This is a genomic window from Streptomyces sp. NPDC051064 (assembly GCF_044455985.1).
In the GTDB taxonomy this organism is placed as follows: Bacteria; Actinomycetota; Actinomycetes; order Streptomycetales; family Streptomycetaceae; genus Streptomyces.
Genome location: NZ_JBITFK010000002.1, coordinates 1 through 20,226 on the forward strand (window position 1 = coordinate 1; position 20,226 = coordinate 20,226).

The following is a 20,226-nucleotide window of genomic DNA, read 5'->3' on the forward strand; positions in this document are numbered from 1 at the left end:
CCGCCCCAACCCCTGGTTTTGGCGGCGGCGCCCCCCAAATTTTGGCGCCGCCCCCTCTTGCCCCCCCCCCCCCCGCTTTTTTGGGGGCCCCCCCCCCCGGGGGGGGGGGGGGGGGCCCCGCCGGCCCCCCCCCCACCCGCGTCTTTGCTGGTCGGGGCGGCCTACCAGCGGTACCACCGGCCCCGCTTGCCACCGCCGGCCGTCGGACGTACGAAGAATCCGATCAGCCAGACCACGAGCACGATCACGGCGATCCACCACAGTGCCTTGAGTGCGAAACCGGCACCGAAAAGGATCAGGGCGAGCAGAAGAACGAGAAGCAGGGGAACCATTGTTATCAACCTCCGAGACCTCTGGTGCCCGGCAATCAATTGCCTACACACGCGTGTTCGTGAGGAAACCTTTGAGGCCTTCTCGTGACCACTCCCGGTATCGGCCGGGCAGCACCCCGGTGGTTGGCGGACGGCCGGTCAGACGCCCGCCGGTTCCTTCGCCGGGGAGCCGCCGGAGGCGGCGGCCGGGCCGGTGGCCGCGACCGTCGACGGGGCCGGTTCCTGGGAGACGTCGAACTCCTCCAGCAGCGCCTTGCTGAAGCCGAAGAAGTACGTCGCCACGAAGCCCGCGACGTAGCCGACGAGCAGGCCGCCCGCGTAGATCGCGATCGTGGAGCCGAGGCCGTGGTTGCCGTCGAGCAGCGGGAACAGGGCCCAGCCGGACGGGCCGATGGCCGTCGAGCCGACCGAGTCGCCGAGCTGGTTGAACAGGCCCACGAAGCCGCCGCCGAACGCGCCGCCCACACAGGCCGTGATGAAGGGACGGCCCAGCGGGAGCGAGACGCCGTAGATCAGGGGCTCGCCGACGCCGAGCAGACCCGCCGGCATGGCGGACTTGATGGTCTTGCGGATCGACTCGTTGCGGGGGAGGCGGAGGTAGACCGCGGCCGCCGCGCCGACCTGGCCGGCTCCGGCCATCGCGAGGATGGGGAGCAGGACCGTGAAGCCCTGCTGCTCGATCAGCGTCGTGTGGATCGGGATCAGGGCCTGGTGCAGGCCCAGCATCACCAGGGGCAGGAAGAAGCCGCCGAGCAGGAAGCCCGCGCCCGCGCCGCCCGTGGAGAGCAGCCAGTCGGCGAACGTGCCGATGGCGGAGGAGACCTCACCGGCCACGTACATCAGGCCGAAGATCGTGACGAGGCCGGAGATCAGGACCGTCAGGGTCGGGGTGACCAGGACGTCCAGGGCTTCCGGCACCCAGCGGCGGCACCACTTCTCGACGTACACCGCGAGGACCGCCGCGCCGAGGGCGCCGAGGACGCCACCCTGGCCGGGGGAGAGGGTCTGGCCGAAGGCGTCGATGTTGGCGACGCCGGGGAAGACGATGATCGCCGCGACCGCACCGCCGAGGATCGGCGTACCGCCGAACTCCTTCGCCGTGTTGTAGCCGACGAAGACCGCGATCAGGGCCATGAAGCCGGATGCCATCGCCGCCAGGGCGGGGGTGACCGAGGGCAGCCAGCCGAGGTTCACCAGGAGGCCGTTGAGGCCGGCGATGATGCCGCAGCCGATCAGGGCGGGGATCAGCGGGACGAAGATGTTCGCGATCCTGCGCAGGAACAGCTTGAACGGGGTGGCGTTCTTCGCCTTCTGTCGCGCCTTGAGGGACGCGCCCTTGTCGGCGAGCTCCTCCGCCGTGCGGACGGGGGCGGGGGTGCCGGACGCCCGGCCCTCCTCGACCAGCTGCTCGAACTCGGGGGTGACCCGGGCGACGGTGCCCGGGCCGAGGACGATCTGGTAGGTGTCGTCCTCGACCACGCCCATCACGGCGGGGACCGCCTTGAGGGCCTCGTCGTCCACGAGGGAACGGTCGTGCAGGCCCAGCCGGAGCCGGGTCATGCAGTGGGCGATCGAGCTGACGTTCGCGGCGCCACCGACAAGCGGCAGGATCGCGGCGGCAGTGGCGCGGTTCTTGTCTTCAGTAGCCATGGTGCGTGGTGCCTTGCTGTGCGGGGAAGTGGTGCGTCAGGTGGTTCGGACGGCCGCGAGGGCGGCGCGGAGGTGACCGTCGGAGTCGGCCAGGAGTGTGGCGGCGGTGGGGCCGTCGACCCCGCCGAGGATGGTGAGGATGGCGTTCTTCACCTCGCCGTCGGTGGCGGCGAGCGCCGCCTCGATCTCCTGGTCGGAGGCGCCGGTGGCGAGGGAGACGATCCGCCGGGAGCGGGCGCGCAGCTTCTCGTTGGAGGCGCGCACGTCGACCATGAGATTCCCGTACGTCTTGCCGAGCCGGATCATGGTGATCGTCGACAGCATGTTCAGGACGAGCTTCTGTGCCGTGCCCGCCTTGAGACGGGTGGAGCCGGTGAGGAGCTCGGGGCCGACGACGATCTCCAGGCCGTGTTCGGCCGCGGCGGCGAGCGCGGAGTCCGCGTTGCAGGAGAGGCCGATGGTGAGCGCGCCCTTGGCGCGGGCGTGCTCGACGGCCCCGATGGCGTACGGCGTGCGGCCGGAGGCGGAGATTCCGACCACGGTGTCGTCGGCGCTCAGGTTCAGTCCGTCGAGGTCGGCGGCGGCCAGTTCCTTGCTGTCCTCGGCACCCTCGACGGCCGTGACCATGGCGGAGGGGCCGCCCGCGATCAGGCCGATGACCTCGGACGGGTCGGTGTTGAAGGTGGGCGGGCACTCGCTGGCGTCGAGCACACCGAGACGGCCGGCGGTGCCGGCGCCCGCGTAGATCAGCCGGCCGCCGCGCGCCATGCGCTCGGCGGTGGCGTCGATCGCGGCGGCGATCTGCGGCAGCTTCTCGGCCACGGCGGCGGGGACCGTGGTGTCCTCGCCGTTCATGATCCGCGCTATGTCCTGCGTGGGGAGCTGGTCGATCTCGGCGAGCTCGGGGCGGAACGCCTCGGTGGTGAGGGTGGCGAGCTGGGCGCGGAGTTCGCCGTAGCCGCCGGGCTCGGCGTCGGTGCTGGGGTCGGTGGTGGAGGTCATGGACAGCGGCTCTGCTTTCTCGGGCTCGTACGGTTCGCGGGTGCGGGTGCGGGTGCGGGTGCGGGTGCGGGTGCTGCCGAGGTCAGCGGCTGCGGGGGGTGTGGCGGTGGGCGAGCGCCTCGTACGAGGCGGACAGCGCGGGTGCGGCCGTCTCGTACGTCTGCTGGGCGACCCCTATGAAGAGGCAGTCGACGACGAGGAGCTGGCTCGTGCGGCTCGACATGGCGGCGGGCCGCAGCTCGCTCTCCCGGGCGGTGGACGTGGTGAGCACGTGGTCGGCGTACTGCGAGACCGGCCCGTCGGGGCGGCCGGTGATCGCGATCGTCGTCGCTCCGCGGTCGAAGGCGACCCGGAGCGGCTCGATGACGTCGCCCGTGGAGCCGGAGTGGGTGATCGCGATGGCCACGTCGCCGGAGCGGAGCTGCACCGCGTTGGTCACGGCGAGGTGCGGGTCCATGTGGGCGTGGGCTATCAGGCCGATCCGGAGCAGCTTCTGGGCCAGGTCCTGGCCGACCAGGGAGGACGCGCCGACGCCGTAGATGTCGATGCGACGGGCGGTCGCGGCGGCGGCCACGGCGGCCCCGAGCTGCACGGTGTCGAGACCGGCCGCCGTGTCGGCGAGGGTCTGCTGCTCGTCGTAGGCGAGCTTCGTGACGACGTCGGCGATCGGGTCGTCGACCGCGATGTCGGCGGTGACGGCGGGCGCCCGGCCGGACAGCTGATGGGCGGCGAGGCCGGCGAGCGCGAGACGCAGGTCCCGGTAGCCGGGGTAGCCGAGAAGGCGGGCGGTGCGGACGACGGTCGCCTCGCTCGTGCCGGTGAGCTCGGCGAGACCGGTGACGGTGAGGGCGGCGCACCCGGCGGGGTCCCCCGCGACCGCTTCGGCGACCCGCTGCATGGAACGGGTCATGGTCGGGGCGAGGGTGCGCACCTTGGCGGCAAGAGCCGCAGGGGCGGGCGGGGAGTCCGGGTTGAAACTTTCCTTCACGTCATTGGTCACATTTGAAAGATATTTTCAGTCGTGAATCCCGTCAACCCCCCTTTGGTCCCTACCTCTGAAGGATGAAGGCCGGGCCGGTACGCGGCCGGGGGACAATGGGGCCATGGAGTTGAACAGCCTGGAACAGGAGCTGCACACCGCGCGTGCGCTGGTGATGGCCGACCTCGTCGCGGGTGACGTGGCCGAGGCCGGAATCGTCTCGATGGTCGAGGACGCGGTGGCCCACCGGCGGTGGTGGGTCGAGCAGTGGCCCGAGGGTGTGGCCTTCGTCACGGGGCTCGTGGCGCAGGACGTCCAGGACGCTCTCCTCGAGGAGCACGGGCGCTGGCCGCTGTGCCCGGTCTGCACGGAGGAAGGACCGCACGCCCTGGACGTCGAGCCGGAGCTCGGCCCCGATCCGCACTGGGTCTGCACGAAGGCGACGGTGTCCGTCGCACGGGTGGGATCGCTCGCCGAGGTGCTCGGACGGTGACCGTCTACATCGATCCGCCGACCTGGCCGGGGCACGGCCGTATGTGGTCGCACCTGGTCAGCGACGTGTCGTTCGACGAGCTGCACGCCTTCGCCGCCACGATCGGATGCCCGCCCCGCGCCTTCGAGCGCGACCACTACGACGTGCCCGAGGCGCGCTACGCGGACGCGGTGCGCGCCGGGGCGCTGGAGGTCGGCTCGAAGGAGATCGTGCGCCGGCTCACCGACGCGGGGCTGCGGAGGCCGAAGGGGCGTCCTGCGCCGGGATGACGTGCGCCGGTGTGCTTGTGGCGATGCGCCGGGACGGCTTGCCGTCGCCGCGCAGCCGCAGTGAGACCGTCACGGCCACCAGGCCGAGCAGCAGCATCGCGGCCCCCGCCCAGGCCGTGGCCCGGAAGCCGAAGTCCGCGTCGATCACCGCACCGCCCAGCCAGGGCCCGCTCGTGTTGCCCAGGTTGAACGCGGCCGTGGTCGTCGCACCCGCCAGCGTCGGGGCCACCCCCGCGACGTTGAACATCCGGGCGTTGAGCGCCGGGGCCGTGTAGAACGCCGACAGCCCCAGCAGGAACGCCAGGACGACGACGGCGACCTGGTTCGACGCGAAGAGGGCCAGGGCCACCAGGAAGACGGTCGAGGCGCTGATGCCGCTGAGCAGCACACCGAAGAGATGCGCGTCCGCGATCCGGCCACCGATCGTCGTACCGATCAGCGCACCCGCGCCGAAGAGCGCGAGGACCCACGGCACCCAGCCCGAGCTCAGTCCCGCCACGTCGGTGAGCAGCGGTGCGAGATAGCTGAACGCGCAGAACACGCCGCCGGCGGCGAGGGCCGTGATCACGATGGACAGCCACACCTGACGGTCCTTGTAGATCGCGACTTCCTTCTTGAGCTGCGGCTTCTCGTCCGGCAGCGGAATGCGCGGGATGCGTGTGACGACCCCGACCAGTGCCACGGCGGACGCGGCGCCCACGGCCCAGAACGCCGAACGCCAGCCGAAGCTCTCCCCGAGGAAGGCGCCCAGCGGCACCCCGAGCACGTTGGCGATCGACAGCCCGCCGATCATCACGGCCATCGCCCTGGCCCGCGCGTTCACCGGCACCATCGCGATGGCGACCGCCGCGCCGACCGCCCAGAAGCCGGCGCACGCCAGCGCGCTCACCACCCGGGAGACGAACAGCACCTCGTACGTCGGTGCCAGCGCACCGGCGACCTGGCCCAGCCCGAAGACCGAGATGAGGGCGATGAGCGTCGTGCGGCGAGGCAGCCGCAGCGTGGCGACGGCCAGCAGCGGGGCGCCGATCACCATGCCGATCGCGAAGGCGGATATGAGGAGCCCGGCCTTCGGGATGGACACGTCCATGTCGTCGGCGATGGGCGGCAGCAGCCCGGACAGCATGAACTCGCTGGTGCCGAGGGCGAAGACGGACAGGCCGAGGATGTAGACGGCCATCGGCATACGGGAGCGGCTGGAGACAGAGTCGGGCATGACAGTGGCCAACAGTGCTTTCGGCCCTGTCATTCCCCCGTCCCGGTGGCTGAACAGCTCAGTGGGTGAGCAGTTCCAGCTCCGTGGTCAGGTTCTGCCGGGCCCTCGGCTCCCACTCCGCCGCCCCCTGCGGCGTACGGAAGAGCCGGGGCAGCTCCAGCAGCTGCCGCAGGACGGCGGCCCGCCCCTCACGGAAGGCGTCGTCCGGGACGAAGCCGTACTCCTCCCGTACCCGCGCCGCGTACGCCGCGTACTCCTTGGGAGGCGCCGCCAGGATCGCGAGGTCCGCGTCGCACAGCACCTCGCCGTTGGTGTCGCCGTCCGCCGGGTCGTGCGTGACGGTGAGCCGGACCAGCCGGGCGACCTCGGCCGTCGCCGCGTCGGGGAGACCGGCCTCGGGCAGGGCCCGCTCGGCGAGCGCGGCACTGCGCTCCTCGTTCTCGGAGCGGTCGGGGCGGTACACCGCGTCGTGGAACCAGACGGCGAGGCGCACCAGGTCCGGGTCGGCGGCGTGGCCGGCCAGGGTGTCGACGCGGTCCAGGACCTGCGTCAGATGGGCGGTGGTGTGGTAGCGCCGCTGGGGTTCGGCCCAGCGGTCCAGGAGGTTGTCGGCGTACGGCAGGGGGTCGGGGCCCGGTGCGCCGCCCCTGGCGGCGACGAGGGCGTCCTGCCAGCGGATACGGAGCGCGGTGGCGTCGGTCATGGAGCGACTGTAGAGCCGGGAACACCTTGTAGGGCGGGGAGGTCAGTGGTTAGCGTGCGGCCGTGACGGAACCCGCTGAATCCACGTATCTCATCGATCTCAACGCGGACCTGGGCGAAGGGTTCGGACGCTGGACCCTCACCGAGGACGAGGCGCTGCTGACCTGTGTCACCAGTGCCAACGTGGCCTGCGGCTTCCACGCGGGCGACGCCTCCGTGATGCGGCGGGTCTGCGACACGGCGGCCGAGCGGGGTGTGCGCATCGGGGCGCAGGTCTCCTACCGCGACCTGGCCGGATTCGGGCGGCGCGCCATGGACGTGCCGGCGGACGAGCTGACCGCCGAGATCGCCTACCAGATCGGCGCCCTGCGGGTCTTCGCGGAGGCGGCCGGTTCCACGGTGTCGTACGTGAAACCGCACGGCGCCCTCTACAACCGTGTCGTCCGGGACGAGGAGCAGGCCGCCGCCGTCGTCGCGGGCGTACTGCTCGCGGGCGGCCGGCCGGCCGTCCTCGGGCTGCCCGGTTCGCGGCTGCTCGCCCACGCGGAGGCGGCGGGGCTGACCCCCGTCGAGGAGGCCTTCGCCGATCGCGCGTACACCCCGCAGGGCACGCTCGTGCCACGGGGCCAGGCCGGCGCCGTGGTGCACGACGCCGACGAGGTCGTACGCCGCAGTGTCGGCATGGCCGTCCACGGCGCCGTGACCGGGGTGGACGGCAGCCGGATAGCCGTCGCGGCCCGGTCGCTGTGCGTCCACGGGGACACCCCCGGGGCCGCCGCGCTCGCCCTGCGGGTGCGGACGGCGCTGGAAGAGGCGGGCGTCCGCGTACGGGCGTTCGCGTGAGCGGCATCCGGGTCCTCGATGCCGGGCCCCGCGCCCTGCTCGTGGAGCTCGCCTCCGGCGAGGACGCGGAGGCCTTCCACGCGGAGCTGCTCCGCCGCCGGGCCGCCGGGGAGCTCACCGGCGTACGCGAGATCGTCCCCGGTGCCCGGACCGTGCTGCTGGACGGGGTGGAGGACCGGACGCTCGCGGGGCGGCTGCGGTCGTGGACCGTGCCGCCGCTGAGCCGGGGCGCGGGGGAGGCCGTCGAGATACCCGTCGTCTACGACGGCCCGGACCTCGCCGATGTGGCCGACGCGTGGGGCGTCGCCGTGGAGGAGGTGGGGAGCATCCACGCGCGTACGGAATTCCGGGTGGCCTTCTGCGGGTTCGCGCCCGGCTTCGGTTATCTGACGGGCCTGCCCGGTCACTTGAGCGTGCCGCGCCGGGCCACGCCCCGGACCCGGGTGCCGGCCGGGGCGCTGGCCCTCGCGGGGCCGTACACCGGGGTCTATCCGCGCGAGTCGCCCGGCGGCTGGCAGCTCATCGGCCGGATGCCCGGGCCGGACGCACTCTGGGACCCGGGGCGCGAACCCGCGGCGCTGCTCGGCCCCGGGGTCCGTGTGCGCTTCGTGCCGACGGGGGTGTCCGGATGAGCCCGGGGCTCGAAGTGATCCGGGCGGGTGCCCTGACCACGGTGCAGGACGAGGGTCGGGCCGGCTGGGCCCACCTCGGCGTACCCAGGGCGGGGGCGCTGGACGCACCGGCCCGGCGGCTGGCCAACCGGCTCGTCGGCAACGCGCCGGACGCGGCCGTGCTGGAGACCACGTTCACGGGGTGCGCGGTCCGGGTGACGGGCACACGGCCGGTGTACGCCGTCGTCGGCGGAGCGGGGTGCCGGGTCACGGTGGACGGCCGCCCCGTCGCATGGGGCGAACCCGTCCGGGTGCCCGGCGGCGCGGTGCTGGAGGCCGGTCCCGCGGCGCAGGGGGTGCGCGGCTACCTGGCGTTCGCGGGCGGCCTGGTGCCCGGTCCGGTGCTCGGCAGCCGGTCCGCCGACCTGCTCTCCGGGCTCGGCCCGCCGGTCCTGTGCGACGGGGACGTCCTGCCGCTGGGCCGGCCGGGCGGCGCCCCGTACGCCGGCCCCGTGCCCTGGCCGGGCGCTCCGGCCGAGCTGGTGCTGCCCCTGCACCGGGGCCCGCGCGACAGCTGGTTCACCGAGGAGGCCCTGCGCACGCTCACGAGCGCCGCGTACCGGGTCTCGGAGCGCAGCAACCGCATCGGGCTGCGCACGGAGGGGCCGGCCCTGCGGCGCGCCCGGGACGGCGAACTGCCCAGCGAGGGCATGGTGCTGGGGGCCGTCCAGGTCCCGCCGGACGGCCTGCCCGTGGTGTTCCTCAACGACCATCCGACGACGGGGGGCTACCCGGTCGTGGGCGTGGTCGCCGAAGCCGCGCTGGCGGGCGCGGCGCAGGCGGCCCCGGGGACGCCGGTGCGCTTCGTACACGCGTGACGGACGGCTGACCTGCATCGCGAGTTCACTTCGAGGCAGGGTGTGAAACGGCGTACGCCATGATTTCACCGGATGGTGTAGATCATCCGCCATTTCATGGATTCGCCGCTCTTGGCTGCTGATGATCGTTGAGCGTCCGGTTCCCGCCGCGGAGTGTTGTCCGTGATCCCGGCATGCCCGGCCGCGCGCACCATTCGACCGACAGAATCGACTCATCGTGCATCTGACTCCGCATGAGCAGGAGCGCTTGCTGATCCACGTCGCGGCCGACGTGGCGGCGAAGCGCCGCGATCGGGGGCTGCCCCTCAACTACCCCGAAACCATGGCGCTGCTGACCGTCCACGTATTCGAGGCGGCGCGCGACGGCAGGACGGTCAGCGACATCATGGAGTCGGGCCGACAGGTGCTCGCACGTGATGACGTCATGGACGGCGTCCCGGAGATGATCAAGAGCGTCCAGGTGGAGGCCACCTTCCCGGACGGCACGAAGCTGGTCACGCTCCACGAACCCATCCCGGAGGGCGCGGAGAAGCCCAAGGTGTATCCGGGCAAGTTGGAGCATCCCCAGCCGGCACGCAGGCCGAAGTGCCCGGTCGACTGCGACGGCACCGACTCGTCCGCCTGCTGCGGCGGGTGCGACGACGCCGCGTCCTGGCACGAGGCGATCGCGTTCAACGGGCATCTGCAGGGCGACAAGAAGACGATCAAGGTCAGGAACGCCTGCGACCGCCCCATCCAGGTCGGCTCCCACTACCACTTCGCCGAGGTCAACCCCGGCCTCGAAGTGGTCGAGAACCCCGTCGGCACGCCTGTGACGGATGGCCGGCTCGAAGACTGCGCCGAAGCGAAGGGGCGACGGCTCAACATCGCCGCGGGCACCGCCGTGCGGTTCGAGCCGGGGGACGAGTGCTGCGTCGAACTGGTGAAGATCGAAGGCGACGCCAAGAACGACACCAGCAGGATCCAGGGACTGCGTGAAGGGATCGTCCGATGAGTGGTCAGCCGGGGCAGACGGGTCGGCAGAGGCCGAGCAACTTGCTGAAGCGGGTGGACTACGCCGCTCTGTACGGACCCACCACCAAGGACCGTGTCCGCCTCGCCGACACCGATCTCACCCTCGAGGTCGAAGCCGACTGGAGTGGCGGACCGGAATACAGCGGCAACGAGATGATCTTCGGTGGCGGGAAGGTGATCCGGGAGTCGATGGGCATGTCCCACATCCCGCGGGACGGGGGCGGTGACACGGCACGCGAGCCCGTGGACACGGTCGTCACGGGGGCGCTGATCCTCGACTGGTGGGGCGTGGTCAAGGCTGACGTCGGCATCAGGGACGGCAAGGTCCATGCCATCGGCAAGGCGTACAACCCCGAGACGATGGACGCGATCTCGGAGTTCGAGAAGACCGCTCGTGAACAGGCGGGTGAGCGGCTGCCGGTGACGGCGGCGAACTTCGTGATCGGCCCGAGCACCGAGGTCATCTCCGGCAACGGCCGGATCCTCACCGCGGGTGGTGTGGACACTCATGTCCACTTCATCTGTCCCGAGGAGATCCACGAGGCACTCGCCTCGGGCGTGACCACGCTGATCGGTGGCGGCACCGGCCCCGCCGAGGGCAGTACGGCCACCACCGTGACCCCGGGCGCGTGGCACATCGCCCGGCTTTTCGAGGCCCTGGACGAGTACCCGGTCAACATCGGTCTGCTCGGCAAGGGCAGCACGATGGACGCCAGGGCGCTGAACGAGCAGGTGGACGCCGGTGTCATCGGCTTCAAGGTGCATGAGGACTGGGGTTCCACGCCGGCGGTGATCGACAAGGCGCTGACCGTCTGCGAGGAACGCAAGGTCCAGCTCGCCCTGCACGCCGACTCGCTCAACGAGTCCGGTTTCCTGGAGAGCACCAAGGCCGCCTTCAAGGACCGTCCCGTCCACATCTTCCACGTCGAGGGGGCCGGAGGGGGCCACACCCCGGACATGATCGAGCTGGTCAAGGAGACCAACGTCCTGCCCGCCTCGACCAACCCCACCCGGCCCCTGACGGTGAACACCGTCAAGGAGCACATCGACATGATGGTCGTGTGTCACCATCTCAACCCGGATATCCCGGCGGACATGGCCTTCGCGGACTCCCGTATCCGGCCGTCCACCATGGCGGCCGAGGACCTGCTCCACGACATGGGAGCCATCTCGATAATGTCCTCGGATGCCCAGGCCATGGGGCGCATCGGCGAGATGATCATGCGTACCTGGCAGACCGCGCACGTCATGAAGCGCCGCTACGGCGCGCTGCCCGAAGACCTGCAGAACGCGAAAATCCGAAAGGTCGACGACGACCTGGACCACTCCTTCAACGAGGACGCGCCGGCGCCGAACGACAACTACCGGGCTCGCCGGTACGTCGCCAAGTACACGGTCAATCCCGCGATCACGCATGGCATCGCCGGCTATGTCGGTTCCGTGGAGCCAGGGAAGCTGGCAGACCTGGTGCTGTGGGAGCCGAAGTTCTTCGGCGTCAAGATGCACATGGTCCTCAAGGGCGGCCAGCTCGCCCGTGCGCAGGTCGGCGACGCCAATGCCTCGATCACGACGCCGCAGCCGTACCTGCCGAGGGCGGTCTGGGGCTCCACGGGTCGCGCCCCGGGGAGTAACTCGGTGAACTTCGCCGCTCCGGGCGTGGCTGACAGGTTGAACACCCGGCTCGTCGTCGTCCAGGACAAGAGCAACAAGGTCACGGAGACGAGGGCGGAGGGACTGGGACTCGGCAAGAAGTTCGTGGAGATCGCAGACACCCGGGGCGTCAGGAAGACCGACATGAAGCTGAACGACACGGTGCCCGAGAGCCTCGAAGTCGACCACAACAGCTTCGAGGTCACCATCGGCGGTGCGACGACGAGCGACTCCCGTACCGAGCTCAACGGTGCGACCGTGCCGCGCTCCTATGTCAGCGAAGTACCGCTGGCGCAGCGGTACTTCCTCTTCTGAGTCCGCCTTCCCCGGCCGTCGCGGCCGTTTGTCCCCGCCCCCTGAAAGGCAGTCGCTCGCCCATGAGTCGCACAGCCCTGCTTCTCCTGGCCGACGGCCGCTTCCCTGCCGGTGGGTACGCCCACTCCGGCGGTGTCGAGGCCGCGGTCGCCCACGGAGCCGTACACGACCCCGACAGCCTGGAGGTGTTCTGCCGGGGGCGTCTGCACACCACCGGTCTGACGGCGGCCGGGCTGGCCGCCGCAGCCGCCGCCGGACATGACCCGCTGCTGCTCGACGATGCCGCCGACGCGCGCACCTCCGCCCCCGCGCTACGGACCGTCGCCCGCAGGCTCGGCAGGCAGATGATGCGCGCGGCCCGTGCCACCTTCCCCTCGGCCGAGCTCGAGCGCCTGTCCTCTGCGCGTCCCCAGGGCGCCCATCAGCCCATCGTCCTGGGCCTCGCCACCCGCGCTGCCGGGCTCACCCCGGTGGACTCCGCCTGCGCAGCCGCATACGAGAGCATCGGCGGCCCGGCCACCGCGGCAGTGCGCCTGCTGAGCCTCGACCCGCTCCATGTCTCGGGGCTGCTGGCACGCCTCGGCCGCGAGGCCGACGGGGTCGCGGAAGCCGCGGCCGACGCCGCGGCCCGTGCCATGACCGAGGGCGTCGACGTTCTGCCGTCGGCATCGTCGCCCCTGCTGGACATCACGGCGGAGCAGCACGCCGCCTGGACCGTCCGGCTCTTCGCCTCCTGAGCACCATCCGAACACCGAGACGCCATCACGGAGTTGCCATGCACCTCGACCACTCGCTGCCCCACCAGCACTTTCCCAGCGCTTCGGCGTCCCGGCCCGACGGCAGTCGCCGCGCCCTCCGGGTCGGCCTGGGCGGGCCCGTCGGCTCCGGCAAGACCGCGACCGTAGCCGCGCTCTGCCGAACCCTGCGCGACCGCTGGTGCATCGCCGCAGTCACCAACGACATCTACACCCGCGAGGACGCCGAGTACCTGCTGCGCGAAGCCGTTTTGCCGCCCGAGCGCATCACCGCCGTCGAGACCGGCGCCTGCCCGCACACCGCCATCCGCGACGACATCTCCGCCAACCTGGAAGCCGTGGAGCATCTGGAGGAGACTCTCCACCCTCTCGACCTCGTACTCATCGAGTCCGGTGGCGACAATCTGACCGCCACCTTCTCCAAGGGCCTCGTCGACGTGCAGATCTTCGTCATCGACGTGGCCAGCGGCGACGACATCCCCCGCAAGGGCGGCCCCGGCATCACGACGGCCGACCTCCTCATCGTCAACAAGACCGACCTGGCCCCGTACGTCGGCGCCGATCTGGCCACCATGGCCGCCGATGCGAAACGACAGCGAGGCGACCTTCCGGTCATCTTCACCGACCTCACCACCGACGACGGCATCCGCGAAGTCGCCGACTGGGTCACAGGCCACCTCGCCCAGTGGCGTGCGGGGGCAGCCGTATGAGCCCGCCCTTCCGGCTCGCCATCGCCGGAGCCGCGTCCGGCCTCGACTTTCCTCCGGCCGACGCCCAGGGATCCACCGGGCACCCCGACGGCGTACATGCCACGGCCCGGATCCGGGCGGCGTACAACGGACGCGTCACCACGCTTCCGCAGCTGCGCAGCGACGGCCCCTTTCACCTGCGACGCCTGCGGAGCCAAGGCAGTGCCGCCACGGTAGGGATCATCGGCGCGATGAGTGCCCCGCTCGGTGGCGACCGGCTCACACTCGACGTCACCGCCGAGGACCGGGCCGAGCTGGAGGTCACCACGGCTGCCGCCACACTCGCCCTGCGCGGTCCCACCACCGACGTGGCGACGTACGACGTACGGCTCACCGTCGGAGAGCACGCCCGTCTGCGCTGGCTGCCGCAGCCTCTGATCAGCGCCGCCGGCAGCAATCTGCGCCAGACGTACACAGTCGAACTCGCCGCCACCTCACGACTGCTGTTGCGGGAGGAGCAGGTCCTCGGCCGGGCCGACGAGGAACCGGGCCACCTCGTCAGCAGGATCCTGGTCCGCCGCGCCGGGCGTGCGCTGCTCGACCAGCGCACGGCGTACGGCGCCTTGGAGCCCGGTTGGGACGGTCCGGCCGTCCTGGGCGGGCACCGCGCCGTCGGCCAGCTCCTCGTCGTGGACCCACGCCTCGACAGCCGACCTGGCCCGGTACTGCTCGGCGAAGGCGTCAAGGGTGGTTGTGCTCTCCTCGCACCGCTGGCCGACGGGCCGGCACTGCTCGCCACTGCGGTCGCCCCGACCACCTCGAAGCTGCGGGAGCTGCTCGACGAGGCACACGCACTCGTCCTCGCCCGCTAGCGACTTGCCCGGTAGAGCCCTGCTCGGTAGCGCCGGACCTGCCGTCTCACCCACGTTACCGAAGCGTAACTTACCGACGAGTTACCTCAGGTAACGCCACGGTGCTAGCTTGCGCGGACATTCATCGGAGCAGAGCGAGGAGTGAGCCGTGAGTCCGCGCAAGACCGCCCGTTCGAGCTCGACCGTGAACACCCCCCACCTCCTTGGTCCCCGCCGACCGGGGCGCCTGCTGGCCGCCTCGGTGGCCGCCGCGGCCTGTCTTGGCGCGGTGTCCGTACCCGCCTCCGCCACCACCTCGGCCTCCGCCGGGTCGGAGCCTGTGGTCTCCCGGGGAGTGACCATCCCCGACTTCTACAACCCGCCGGCGCGGCTGCCCTCCGCCGACGGGTCCCTCGTCCGTACGGAGCCGCTGCCGCTCGGGCTCAGCCTCCCCGGGCTGGACGGCCGGCGGATACCCGGCGCGGCGACGCGGCTGATGTACAAGTCCACCGACGCGGGCGGCGGGCCCGTCGCCGTCACCGGCGCGTACATCGAGCCGTCCGCCGCGTGGAAGGGTGACGGCCCCCGCCCCCTGGTGGCGCTGGCCTCGGGAACCATGGGCCAGGGTGACCAGTGCGCCCCCTCGCTCTCGCTCCAGCACCCGCTGATCATCGGCGAGGGCACGGTCTCCATCGGCTACGACAACATCGCGGTCCACCGCTTCCTCGCCGCCGGTGCCGCCGTCGTCGTCACCGACTACGCCGGCCTCGGCGCGACGGACCGGCTCCACACCTACGTCAACCGCGTCGACGAGGGGCACGCCCTCCTGGACGCGGCCCGCGCGGCGCGCTCCGTCTCCGGCGCCTCGATCACCTCCGCCTCGCGGGTCGGCCTCTACGGCTACAGCCAGGGCGGCGGCGCCAGTGCTTCGGCCGCCGAGCTGCAGCCGTCGTACGCACCCGACGTCAATCTGGCGGGCACCTACGCCGGAGCCCCGCCCGCCGACCTCACCGAGGTCATGAAGGGCATCGACGGCAGCGCCCTGGCCGGCGCGCTGGGCTGGTCGATCAACGGCTTCGCCCAGTCCGACCCGTCCCTGAAGGCGGTCGTCGACGCGCACACGAACGACGTCGGCAAGGCCGCGCTGAAGGACACCTCGACCATGTGCGTGGGCGATGCGATTCTCGGCCACGGCTTCACCGACAGCAAGAAGTGGACCGCGAACGGCAAGCCGATCGCCGACATCATCGCGGCCGAGCCGAAGCTGCAGGCGGTCCTCGCCCAGCAGCGCATCGGCAATCTGAAGCCGGCGACCCCGGTGCGGGTGGCGACCGGCGTGCAGGACGACATCGTCGGTCACAAACAGGCCAGGCAGCTCGCGGTGGACTGGTGCCGCAAGGGCGTGAACGTGACGTACGAGGCCGTGCGGCTGCCCAACCTCGGCGACAAGATCCTCACCAACCACCTGGCCCCCTACCTCACGGACCAGGGCAGCGCCATCTCCTGGATGACTGACCGTCTCTCCGGCAAAAAGGCCGCATCCAACTGCTGGTCGATGCCGCTCCAGCCCTGACCGTCCTCCTCGTGACCCTCGAGGCCGCGGCGCGTCCGTTCCCCGGATGCCGTCGCGGCCTCGCGTATCTTCACGCACGCGTCCCCGTGGGGAGCTGCGCGCCGGGTGGCTGACCCGTAGTCTGGTTTATTGGACTAGACCTGTAGTCCGTAGCCGCTCCGAAGGATGGGAACACCATGAGCAACCGTGCACTCCTGGAGGTGATCGCTCTCGACGCGGAGGACGCGGTCGCGGCGCAGGCGGGCGGTGCGGACCGCCTCGAACTGGTCACCGACATGGCGGCCGACGGCCTGACGCCCTCGCTCGCCGCCTTCGAGGAGATCCGGGCCGCCGTCGGGATCCCCCTGCGGGTCATGCTCAGGGTCGCGGACGGGTTCGCGGCCGGTGACATCGGCGTCCTCGTGGAGAAGGCCCGCACGATGCGCGGCGCCGGGGCCGACGAATTCGTCCTGGGCTTCCTCGACCAGGACGGCCACGTGGACCTGGTCGCTGTCGAGCGGCTCGTCGCCGCACTGAACGGCTGCTCGTGGACCTTCCACCGCGCCATCGACCGTGCGGCCGACCGCGATGTCCTGCGCAAGCACCTCGCCGACCTTCCGGGCCTGGACACCTACCTCACGGCGGGGTCGCCCGACGGCGTGGACGCGGGCATGGAGACCCTGCTCGCCGAAGCGGGACACTCCGACCTGCCCGGCTACGAACCGCAGATCATGGTGGGCGGCGGCCTGCGCCTGGACCACCTGCCGCGCCTGCGCGCCGCGGGCATCGAGGCCTTCCACATCGGAGGGGCGGCACGGCCCGGCGGCTGGACCGGCCCGGTGGACGCCGAGGCCGTACGGGAATGGCGCACGGTGCTCGACAGCTGACCGGGGCGCGGCGACGCTCCCGGACCCGGGGGCGTCACCCGTTCCCCCACTCCGGCGTGCCATGGCAGTGGGACCGGCTTTGAATGCTGAGTGTCCCAGGTGCCCGGCCCAGCCCCGGAGTCCCCATGTCGCATCAGCAGCCCGCCCACGACTCCGGCACGGCTGCGCGCCGGGCGGGGGTCCTGCACGCGACCGGGGCGTGGTGCGCGCGGCACTTCGTGATCGTCATCGTGCTGTGGCTGGCCGCGCTCGCCGCGCTACAAATGCTGCAGCACGCGTACGGCGGCGACTACTCCGACAACTTCTCGATCCCCGGAACCCAGTCGCAGGACGGCCTCGACGTCCTCGAAGCGCACGCCCCCTCGGCCGGCGGTTACAGCAGCCAGGTGGTGGTGCACGACGCGGACAAGTCCCTCAGCGGGCTGAGCAGCCAGATGTCCACGGTCGTCGGAAGCCTCCAGAAGCTGCCCGACGTGCTGTCCGCCCAGAATCCGCTGACGGCGCCGAGCAGCAGCGGCGGGCCGGACGTGGGCCCGCTCTCCAGCGACGGGAGGACGGCGTACATCACCGTCCGGTTCAGCGTGCAGCCCTCCACCCTGGGGGCCGGCTACCTCGACGGGGTGGACTCCGCCGTGCAGCCGCTGCGGGCGGCGGGCGCCGAGGTGGAGTACGGCGGCTCGCTGGGCGAACTGGCCCGGCCCGAGGCGAACGACCGCACCAGCGAGGCCATCGGTTTCGGGGTGGCCGTCCTGGTGCTGCTGATCGGCTTCGGCAGTCTCCTGGCAGCACTGCTGCCGTTGGTCACGGCCCTCATCTGTGTCGTCTGCGGGCTGGGCCTGCTGGGGCTGCTCGCCGCGGCGACGACCTTCGCCACCGTGTCACCGACGCTGGCCACGATGATCGGGCTGGGCGTCGGCATCGACTACGCCCTGTTCCTCGTCACCCGGCACCGTCAGAACCTAAATGACGGCAGGGATCCGGTGGCGGCCGCCGGGGCCGCGACGGCGACCAGCGGACGGGCCGTGCTGCTCTCCGGGTGCACGGTGATCATCGCCCTCTGCGGGCTGTGGGTCTCCGGCATCGGCTTCATCGGCAAGCTCGGCGTGGCCGCCGCCGTCACCGTCGTCACGGCGGTGCTCGGCGCCCTCACCCTCGTACCGGCCGTGCTCGGACTGATCGGGCGGCACATCGACCGGATCCACGTCCGCAAGCCGGTCGCCGAGGTGGAGGCCGACGCGGAGCCGGGCCCGGAGGCCGGCCCGGACCCGGGCAAGGGGCCGACGACGCGCGGCACCTGGCACCGATACGCACGGCGGGTGGAGCGCCGGCCGTGGTGGTTCCTCGCCGGTGGGGTCGTCGTGCTGGCCGTGCTCGCCTTCCCCCTCTTCTTCATCCAGCTGGGACACATCGGGGACGGCGCCGATCCCAAGTCCTTCACCGACCGGCGCGCCTACGACCTCATGTCCTCGGCCTTCGGCCCCGGGTCGAACGGCCCGCTGACGCTCGTGATCGACCAGAGCGAGGTCCCGCAGAGCGACCGGTCCGCGCTGCAGAGCCAGGCCCAGCAGTCCCTGAGCAAGGTGCCGGACGCGGCCGTCATCACCCCGCTCACCGCCACCCAGGACGGGGACGTCCTCACGGCGACCGCCTACTCCGTCGCCGCACCGCAGGACGCGCGGACCACGAGCCTGGTCAACCACCTGTCGGACGACGTCCTGCCCGACGCGGTCTCCGGCACCGCCGCGAGCACCTACGTGACCGGCACGACGGCCGCCCAGGTCGACTTCCTGGACATCGTCTCCAGCCGGCTGCCACTGATCATCGCGGTCGTGGTCGGCCTCGCGTTCCTCGTGATCCTGGCGGTGTTCCGCGGGGTGCTGGTCGCGGTCAAGGCGGCCCTGCTCAACGTCCTGTCGATCGCGGCCTCGTACGGAGTCGTGGTGGCCGTCTTCCAGTGGGGCTGGGGCGGACCCGCGCTCGGCGTCTCGGGCGACATCCCGATCGAGAGCTATGTGCCGATGATGATGTTCGCCATCGTCTTCGGTCTCAGCATGGACTACGAGATCTTCCTCCTGACCCGGATCCACGAGGCGTGGCTGGCCACCGGGGACCCGAAGGCGAGCGTCGCGCACGCCCTGGAGATCACCGCGCGGGTCATCACCTGCGCCGCGCTGATCATGGTCAGCGTGTTCGCGGCCTTCATCATCAGCGACAACATCGTCGTCAAGATGCTGGGCCTGGGTCTCGCGGTGAGCGTGCTCATCGACGCGACCGTCGTGCGGCTGCTGCTGGTGCCCGCGGTGATGACCCTGCTCGGCCGCGCCGCCTGGTGGACTCCGCGATGGCTGGACCGGATCCTTCCGCACCTCGACGCGGAAGGGGACGCGAAGCCCGGGGCCGACGGTTCGGCCCCGGGCCGGTGACGACCGGCCCGGGGCCATGAACGGTTCCTGGCGGTCAGCGGTTCTGCCCGGCCTCACGGCGTCGGCGCCGGCTCTGGGCCACCGCCCCCGCTGCGAACAGCAGGGCGGCGCCGGTCAGGGAGACCGCCGTCGCCGCGGGCAGGTAACCGGCCGAGGAGTCCTGGGCGGAGGCCACGAGACCGGTCTCACCGGCCGCGGCGGCATGCCCGGCGTGCTCCGCGTGGGCCGGTGCTGCCCGGGTCCCGGTCTTCTCCGCGACCTCCGCCAGCTCGTCCGCCGACAACTGGCTTCCCTTCATGCCGGTGACCTCGCCGTTGCCGCCGTCGAAGGCGACGTCGGAGCAGGAGTAGAAGTTCTCCTGGCTGTCCGAGCGGATCCAGTGGATGAAGATCATGTGTTTGCCGGACTTGCCCTGCGGGAGCTGGAGGTTCCAGTAGTAGTTACCGCCGTCCGAGCCGGCCCCGCCCGACTGCGGCGGGTTGTCCACGGTCTGGGTGAGCGTCAGGTCGTCCCACGCCAGGGGCTTGCTCGGCGACCAGCCGTCCTTGGTGATGTAGACGTTGAACTTGCCAGGGTGGGCAGCCCAGTTGCTGTACTTCACCTGGGTGGTGGTGCCCGCCGTGAGATGGGTCGTCGGCCAGTCGCTGCGGGCCGCGTTGTACGACGAGAAGTTGTACGGGCCGTTGTGGCCGCCGCTGCAGAGCTCGCCGTCCGGGATGTAACCCTTGGTCTTCCCGCCGCCGTTGGAGTCCAGGACACCGAACCAGTTGTACAGCGGAGTGGTTCCGGTCGCCGCGACCGCGGCGGCACAGGCCGGGTTGGACGGGGTCTGGTTGCCGCTCGCGATCATGTCCTTGTAGCACAGGTAGCTGCGGGAGCCCGGCTCCATGGCGACACCGTGAGCGGATGCGGGGGAGGGCAGGCCGGCCAGGGTGAGGCCCAACAGGCCGGCTCCCAGGAAGCTCAGCACGCGGGGCGCGCGCATCGGAGACGTTCTCCGGAAGAGGGTTCGCATGGCCATGAGGTTGTTCTCCTCTGGGGGGATGAAGGAGAGTGCGGGGGTGTGTGGGAGCGCTCCCAAAAACGTAGCGCGCACCAGGTGGTCTGTAAACGCC

General features: G+C 71.4%; 20 protein-coding genes and 1 pseudogene. 14 read left to right on the forward strand and 7 right to left on the reverse strand.

Going from position 1 to position 20,226, the window contains the following annotated elements; genetic code table 11:
- Positions 1-161 precede the first annotated feature (161 nt).
- The 4 genes from ACIBCU_RS06685 to ACIBCU_RS06700 form a co-directional block, all read right to left on the reverse strand.
- Entirely contained in the window at positions 162-332 is a 171-nt protein-coding gene (locus ACIBCU_RS06685; protein ID WP_362941323.1) for a DUF5670 family protein, read from the reverse strand.
- Positions 333-470: 138 nt separating this feature from the next.
- Entirely contained in the window at positions 471-1,982 is a 1,512-nt protein-coding gene (locus ACIBCU_RS06690; protein ID WP_399229763.1) for a PTS transporter subunit EIIC, read from the reverse strand.
- A 36-nt stretch (positions 1,983-2,018) separates the two neighbouring features.
- Positions 2,019-2,984 carry an N-acetylmuramic acid 6-phosphate etherase gene (gene murQ / locus ACIBCU_RS06695; protein ID WP_399229765.1) on the reverse strand — a complete coding sequence of 322 codons (966 nt, stop codon included), beginning with the start codon at positions 2,982-2,984 and terminating at the stop codon, positions 2,019-2,021.
- A gap of 82 nt (positions 2,985-3,066) precedes the next feature.
- Positions 3,067-3,984, reverse strand: coding sequence for a MurR/RpiR family transcriptional regulator (locus tag ACIBCU_RS06700; protein ID WP_362941316.1), 918 nt, complete (start codon positions 3,982-3,984; stop codon positions 3,067-3,069).
- 103 nt (positions 3,985-4,087) lie between these two features.
- Between ACIBCU_RS06700 and ACIBCU_RS06705 the strand changes: the two genes are divergently transcribed.
- Positions 4,088-4,456: a hypothetical protein gene (locus tag ACIBCU_RS06705; protein ID WP_362941313.1), complete on the forward strand. Its 369-nt coding sequence runs from the start codon at positions 4,088-4,090 to the stop codon at positions 4,454-4,456.
- Positions 4,453-4,725, forward strand: coding sequence for a DUF4031 domain-containing protein (locus ACIBCU_RS06710; protein ID WP_362941310.1), 273 nt, complete (start codon positions 4,453-4,455; stop codon positions 4,723-4,725). Before ACIBCU_RS06705 ends, ACIBCU_RS06710 begins: the two co-directional genes overlap by 4 nt.
- Here ACIBCU_RS06710 and ACIBCU_RS06715 read toward each other — a convergent pair.
- On the reverse strand, positions 4,676-5,911 hold the full coding sequence (locus ACIBCU_RS06715) for a Cmx/CmrA family chloramphenicol efflux MFS transporter (protein ID WP_362941332.1): 1,236 nt from the start codon (positions 5,909-5,911) through the stop codon (positions 4,676-4,678). The two genes, ACIBCU_RS06710 and ACIBCU_RS06715, sit on opposite strands and share 50 nt — an antisense overlap.
- A gap of 88 nt (positions 5,912-5,999) precedes the next feature.
- Positions 6,000-6,644, reverse strand: coding sequence for a hypothetical protein (locus ACIBCU_RS06720; protein ID WP_399229768.1), 645 nt, complete (start codon positions 6,642-6,644; stop codon positions 6,000-6,002).
- A gap of 92 nt (positions 6,645-6,736) precedes the next feature.
- Between ACIBCU_RS06720 and ACIBCU_RS06725 the strand changes: the two genes are divergently transcribed.
- From ACIBCU_RS06725 to ACIBCU_RS06780, 12 genes and pseudogenes are all read left to right on the forward strand, one after another.
- A complete protein-coding gene (locus ACIBCU_RS06725) occupies positions 6,737-7,486 on the forward strand; it encodes a LamB/YcsF family protein (protein WP_399230865.1) in 750 nt (249 codons plus the stop codon).
- Positions 7,483-8,118, forward strand: coding sequence for an allophanate hydrolase subunit 1 (locus ACIBCU_RS06730; protein WP_399229770.1), 636 nt, complete (start codon positions 7,483-7,485; stop codon positions 8,116-8,118). Before ACIBCU_RS06725 ends, ACIBCU_RS06730 begins: the two co-directional genes overlap by 4 nt.
- Positions 8,115-8,975: a biotin-dependent carboxyltransferase family protein gene (locus ACIBCU_RS06735; protein WP_399229772.1), complete on the forward strand. Its 861-nt coding sequence runs from the start codon at positions 8,115-8,117 to the stop codon at positions 8,973-8,975. Before ACIBCU_RS06730 ends, ACIBCU_RS06735 begins: the two co-directional genes overlap by 4 nt.
- Positions 8,976-9,192: 217 nt before the next feature.
- A pseudogene (locus ACIBCU_RS06740) lies at positions 9,193-9,489 on the forward strand (urease subunit gamma); the annotation flags it as partial.
- A gap of 24 nt (positions 9,490-9,513) precedes the next feature.
- Complete coding sequence (locus tag ACIBCU_RS06745; protein ID WP_362941326.1) at positions 9,514-9,969, forward strand: urease subunit beta; 456 nt, start codon at positions 9,514-9,516, stop codon at positions 9,967-9,969.
- On the forward strand, positions 9,966-11,954 hold the full coding sequence (ureC, locus tag ACIBCU_RS06750; RefSeq protein ID WP_399229773.1) for an urease subunit alpha: 1,989 nt from the start codon (positions 9,966-9,968) through the stop codon (positions 11,952-11,954). Before ACIBCU_RS06745 ends, ureC begins: the two co-directional genes overlap by 4 nt.
- Before the next feature lie 62 nt (positions 11,955-12,016).
- Entirely contained in the window at positions 12,017-12,691 is a 675-nt protein-coding gene (locus ACIBCU_RS06755) for an urease accessory protein UreF (protein WP_399229775.1), read from the forward strand.
- 38 nt (positions 12,692-12,729) lie between these two features.
- Positions 12,730-13,419: an urease accessory protein UreG gene (ureG, locus tag ACIBCU_RS06760; RefSeq protein ID WP_362941292.1), complete on the forward strand. Its 690-nt coding sequence runs from the start codon at positions 12,730-12,732 to the stop codon at positions 13,417-13,419.
- Positions 13,416-14,270, forward strand: coding sequence for an urease accessory protein UreD (locus ACIBCU_RS06765; protein ID WP_399229777.1), 855 nt, complete (start codon positions 13,416-13,418; stop codon positions 14,268-14,270). Before ureG ends, ACIBCU_RS06765 begins: the two co-directional genes overlap by 4 nt.
- A gap of 148 nt (positions 14,271-14,418) precedes the next feature.
- Positions 14,419-15,822: a lipase family protein gene (locus ACIBCU_RS06770; protein WP_399229779.1), complete on the forward strand. Its 1,404-nt coding sequence runs from the start codon at positions 14,419-14,421 to the stop codon at positions 15,820-15,822.
- Positions 15,823-15,998: 176 nt separating this feature from the next.
- Positions 15,999-16,688 carry a copper homeostasis protein CutC gene (locus ACIBCU_RS06775; RefSeq protein ID WP_399229781.1) on the forward strand — a complete coding sequence of 230 codons (690 nt, stop codon included), beginning with the start codon at positions 15,999-16,001 and terminating at the stop codon, positions 16,686-16,688.
- Positions 16,689-16,813: 125 nt separating this feature from the next.
- Positions 16,814-19,111, forward strand: coding sequence for an MMPL family transporter (locus ACIBCU_RS06780; protein ID WP_399229783.1), 2,298 nt, complete (start codon positions 16,814-16,816; stop codon positions 19,109-19,111).
- Between the two features lie 34 nt (positions 19,112-19,145).
- Here the strand turns inward: ACIBCU_RS06780 and ACIBCU_RS06785 are convergent, their stop codons facing one another.
- A complete protein-coding gene (locus ACIBCU_RS06785) occupies positions 19,146-20,132 on the reverse strand; it encodes a lytic polysaccharide monooxygenase (RefSeq protein WP_399229785.1) in 987 nt (328 codons plus the stop codon).
- Positions 20,133-20,226 lie beyond the last annotated feature (94 nt).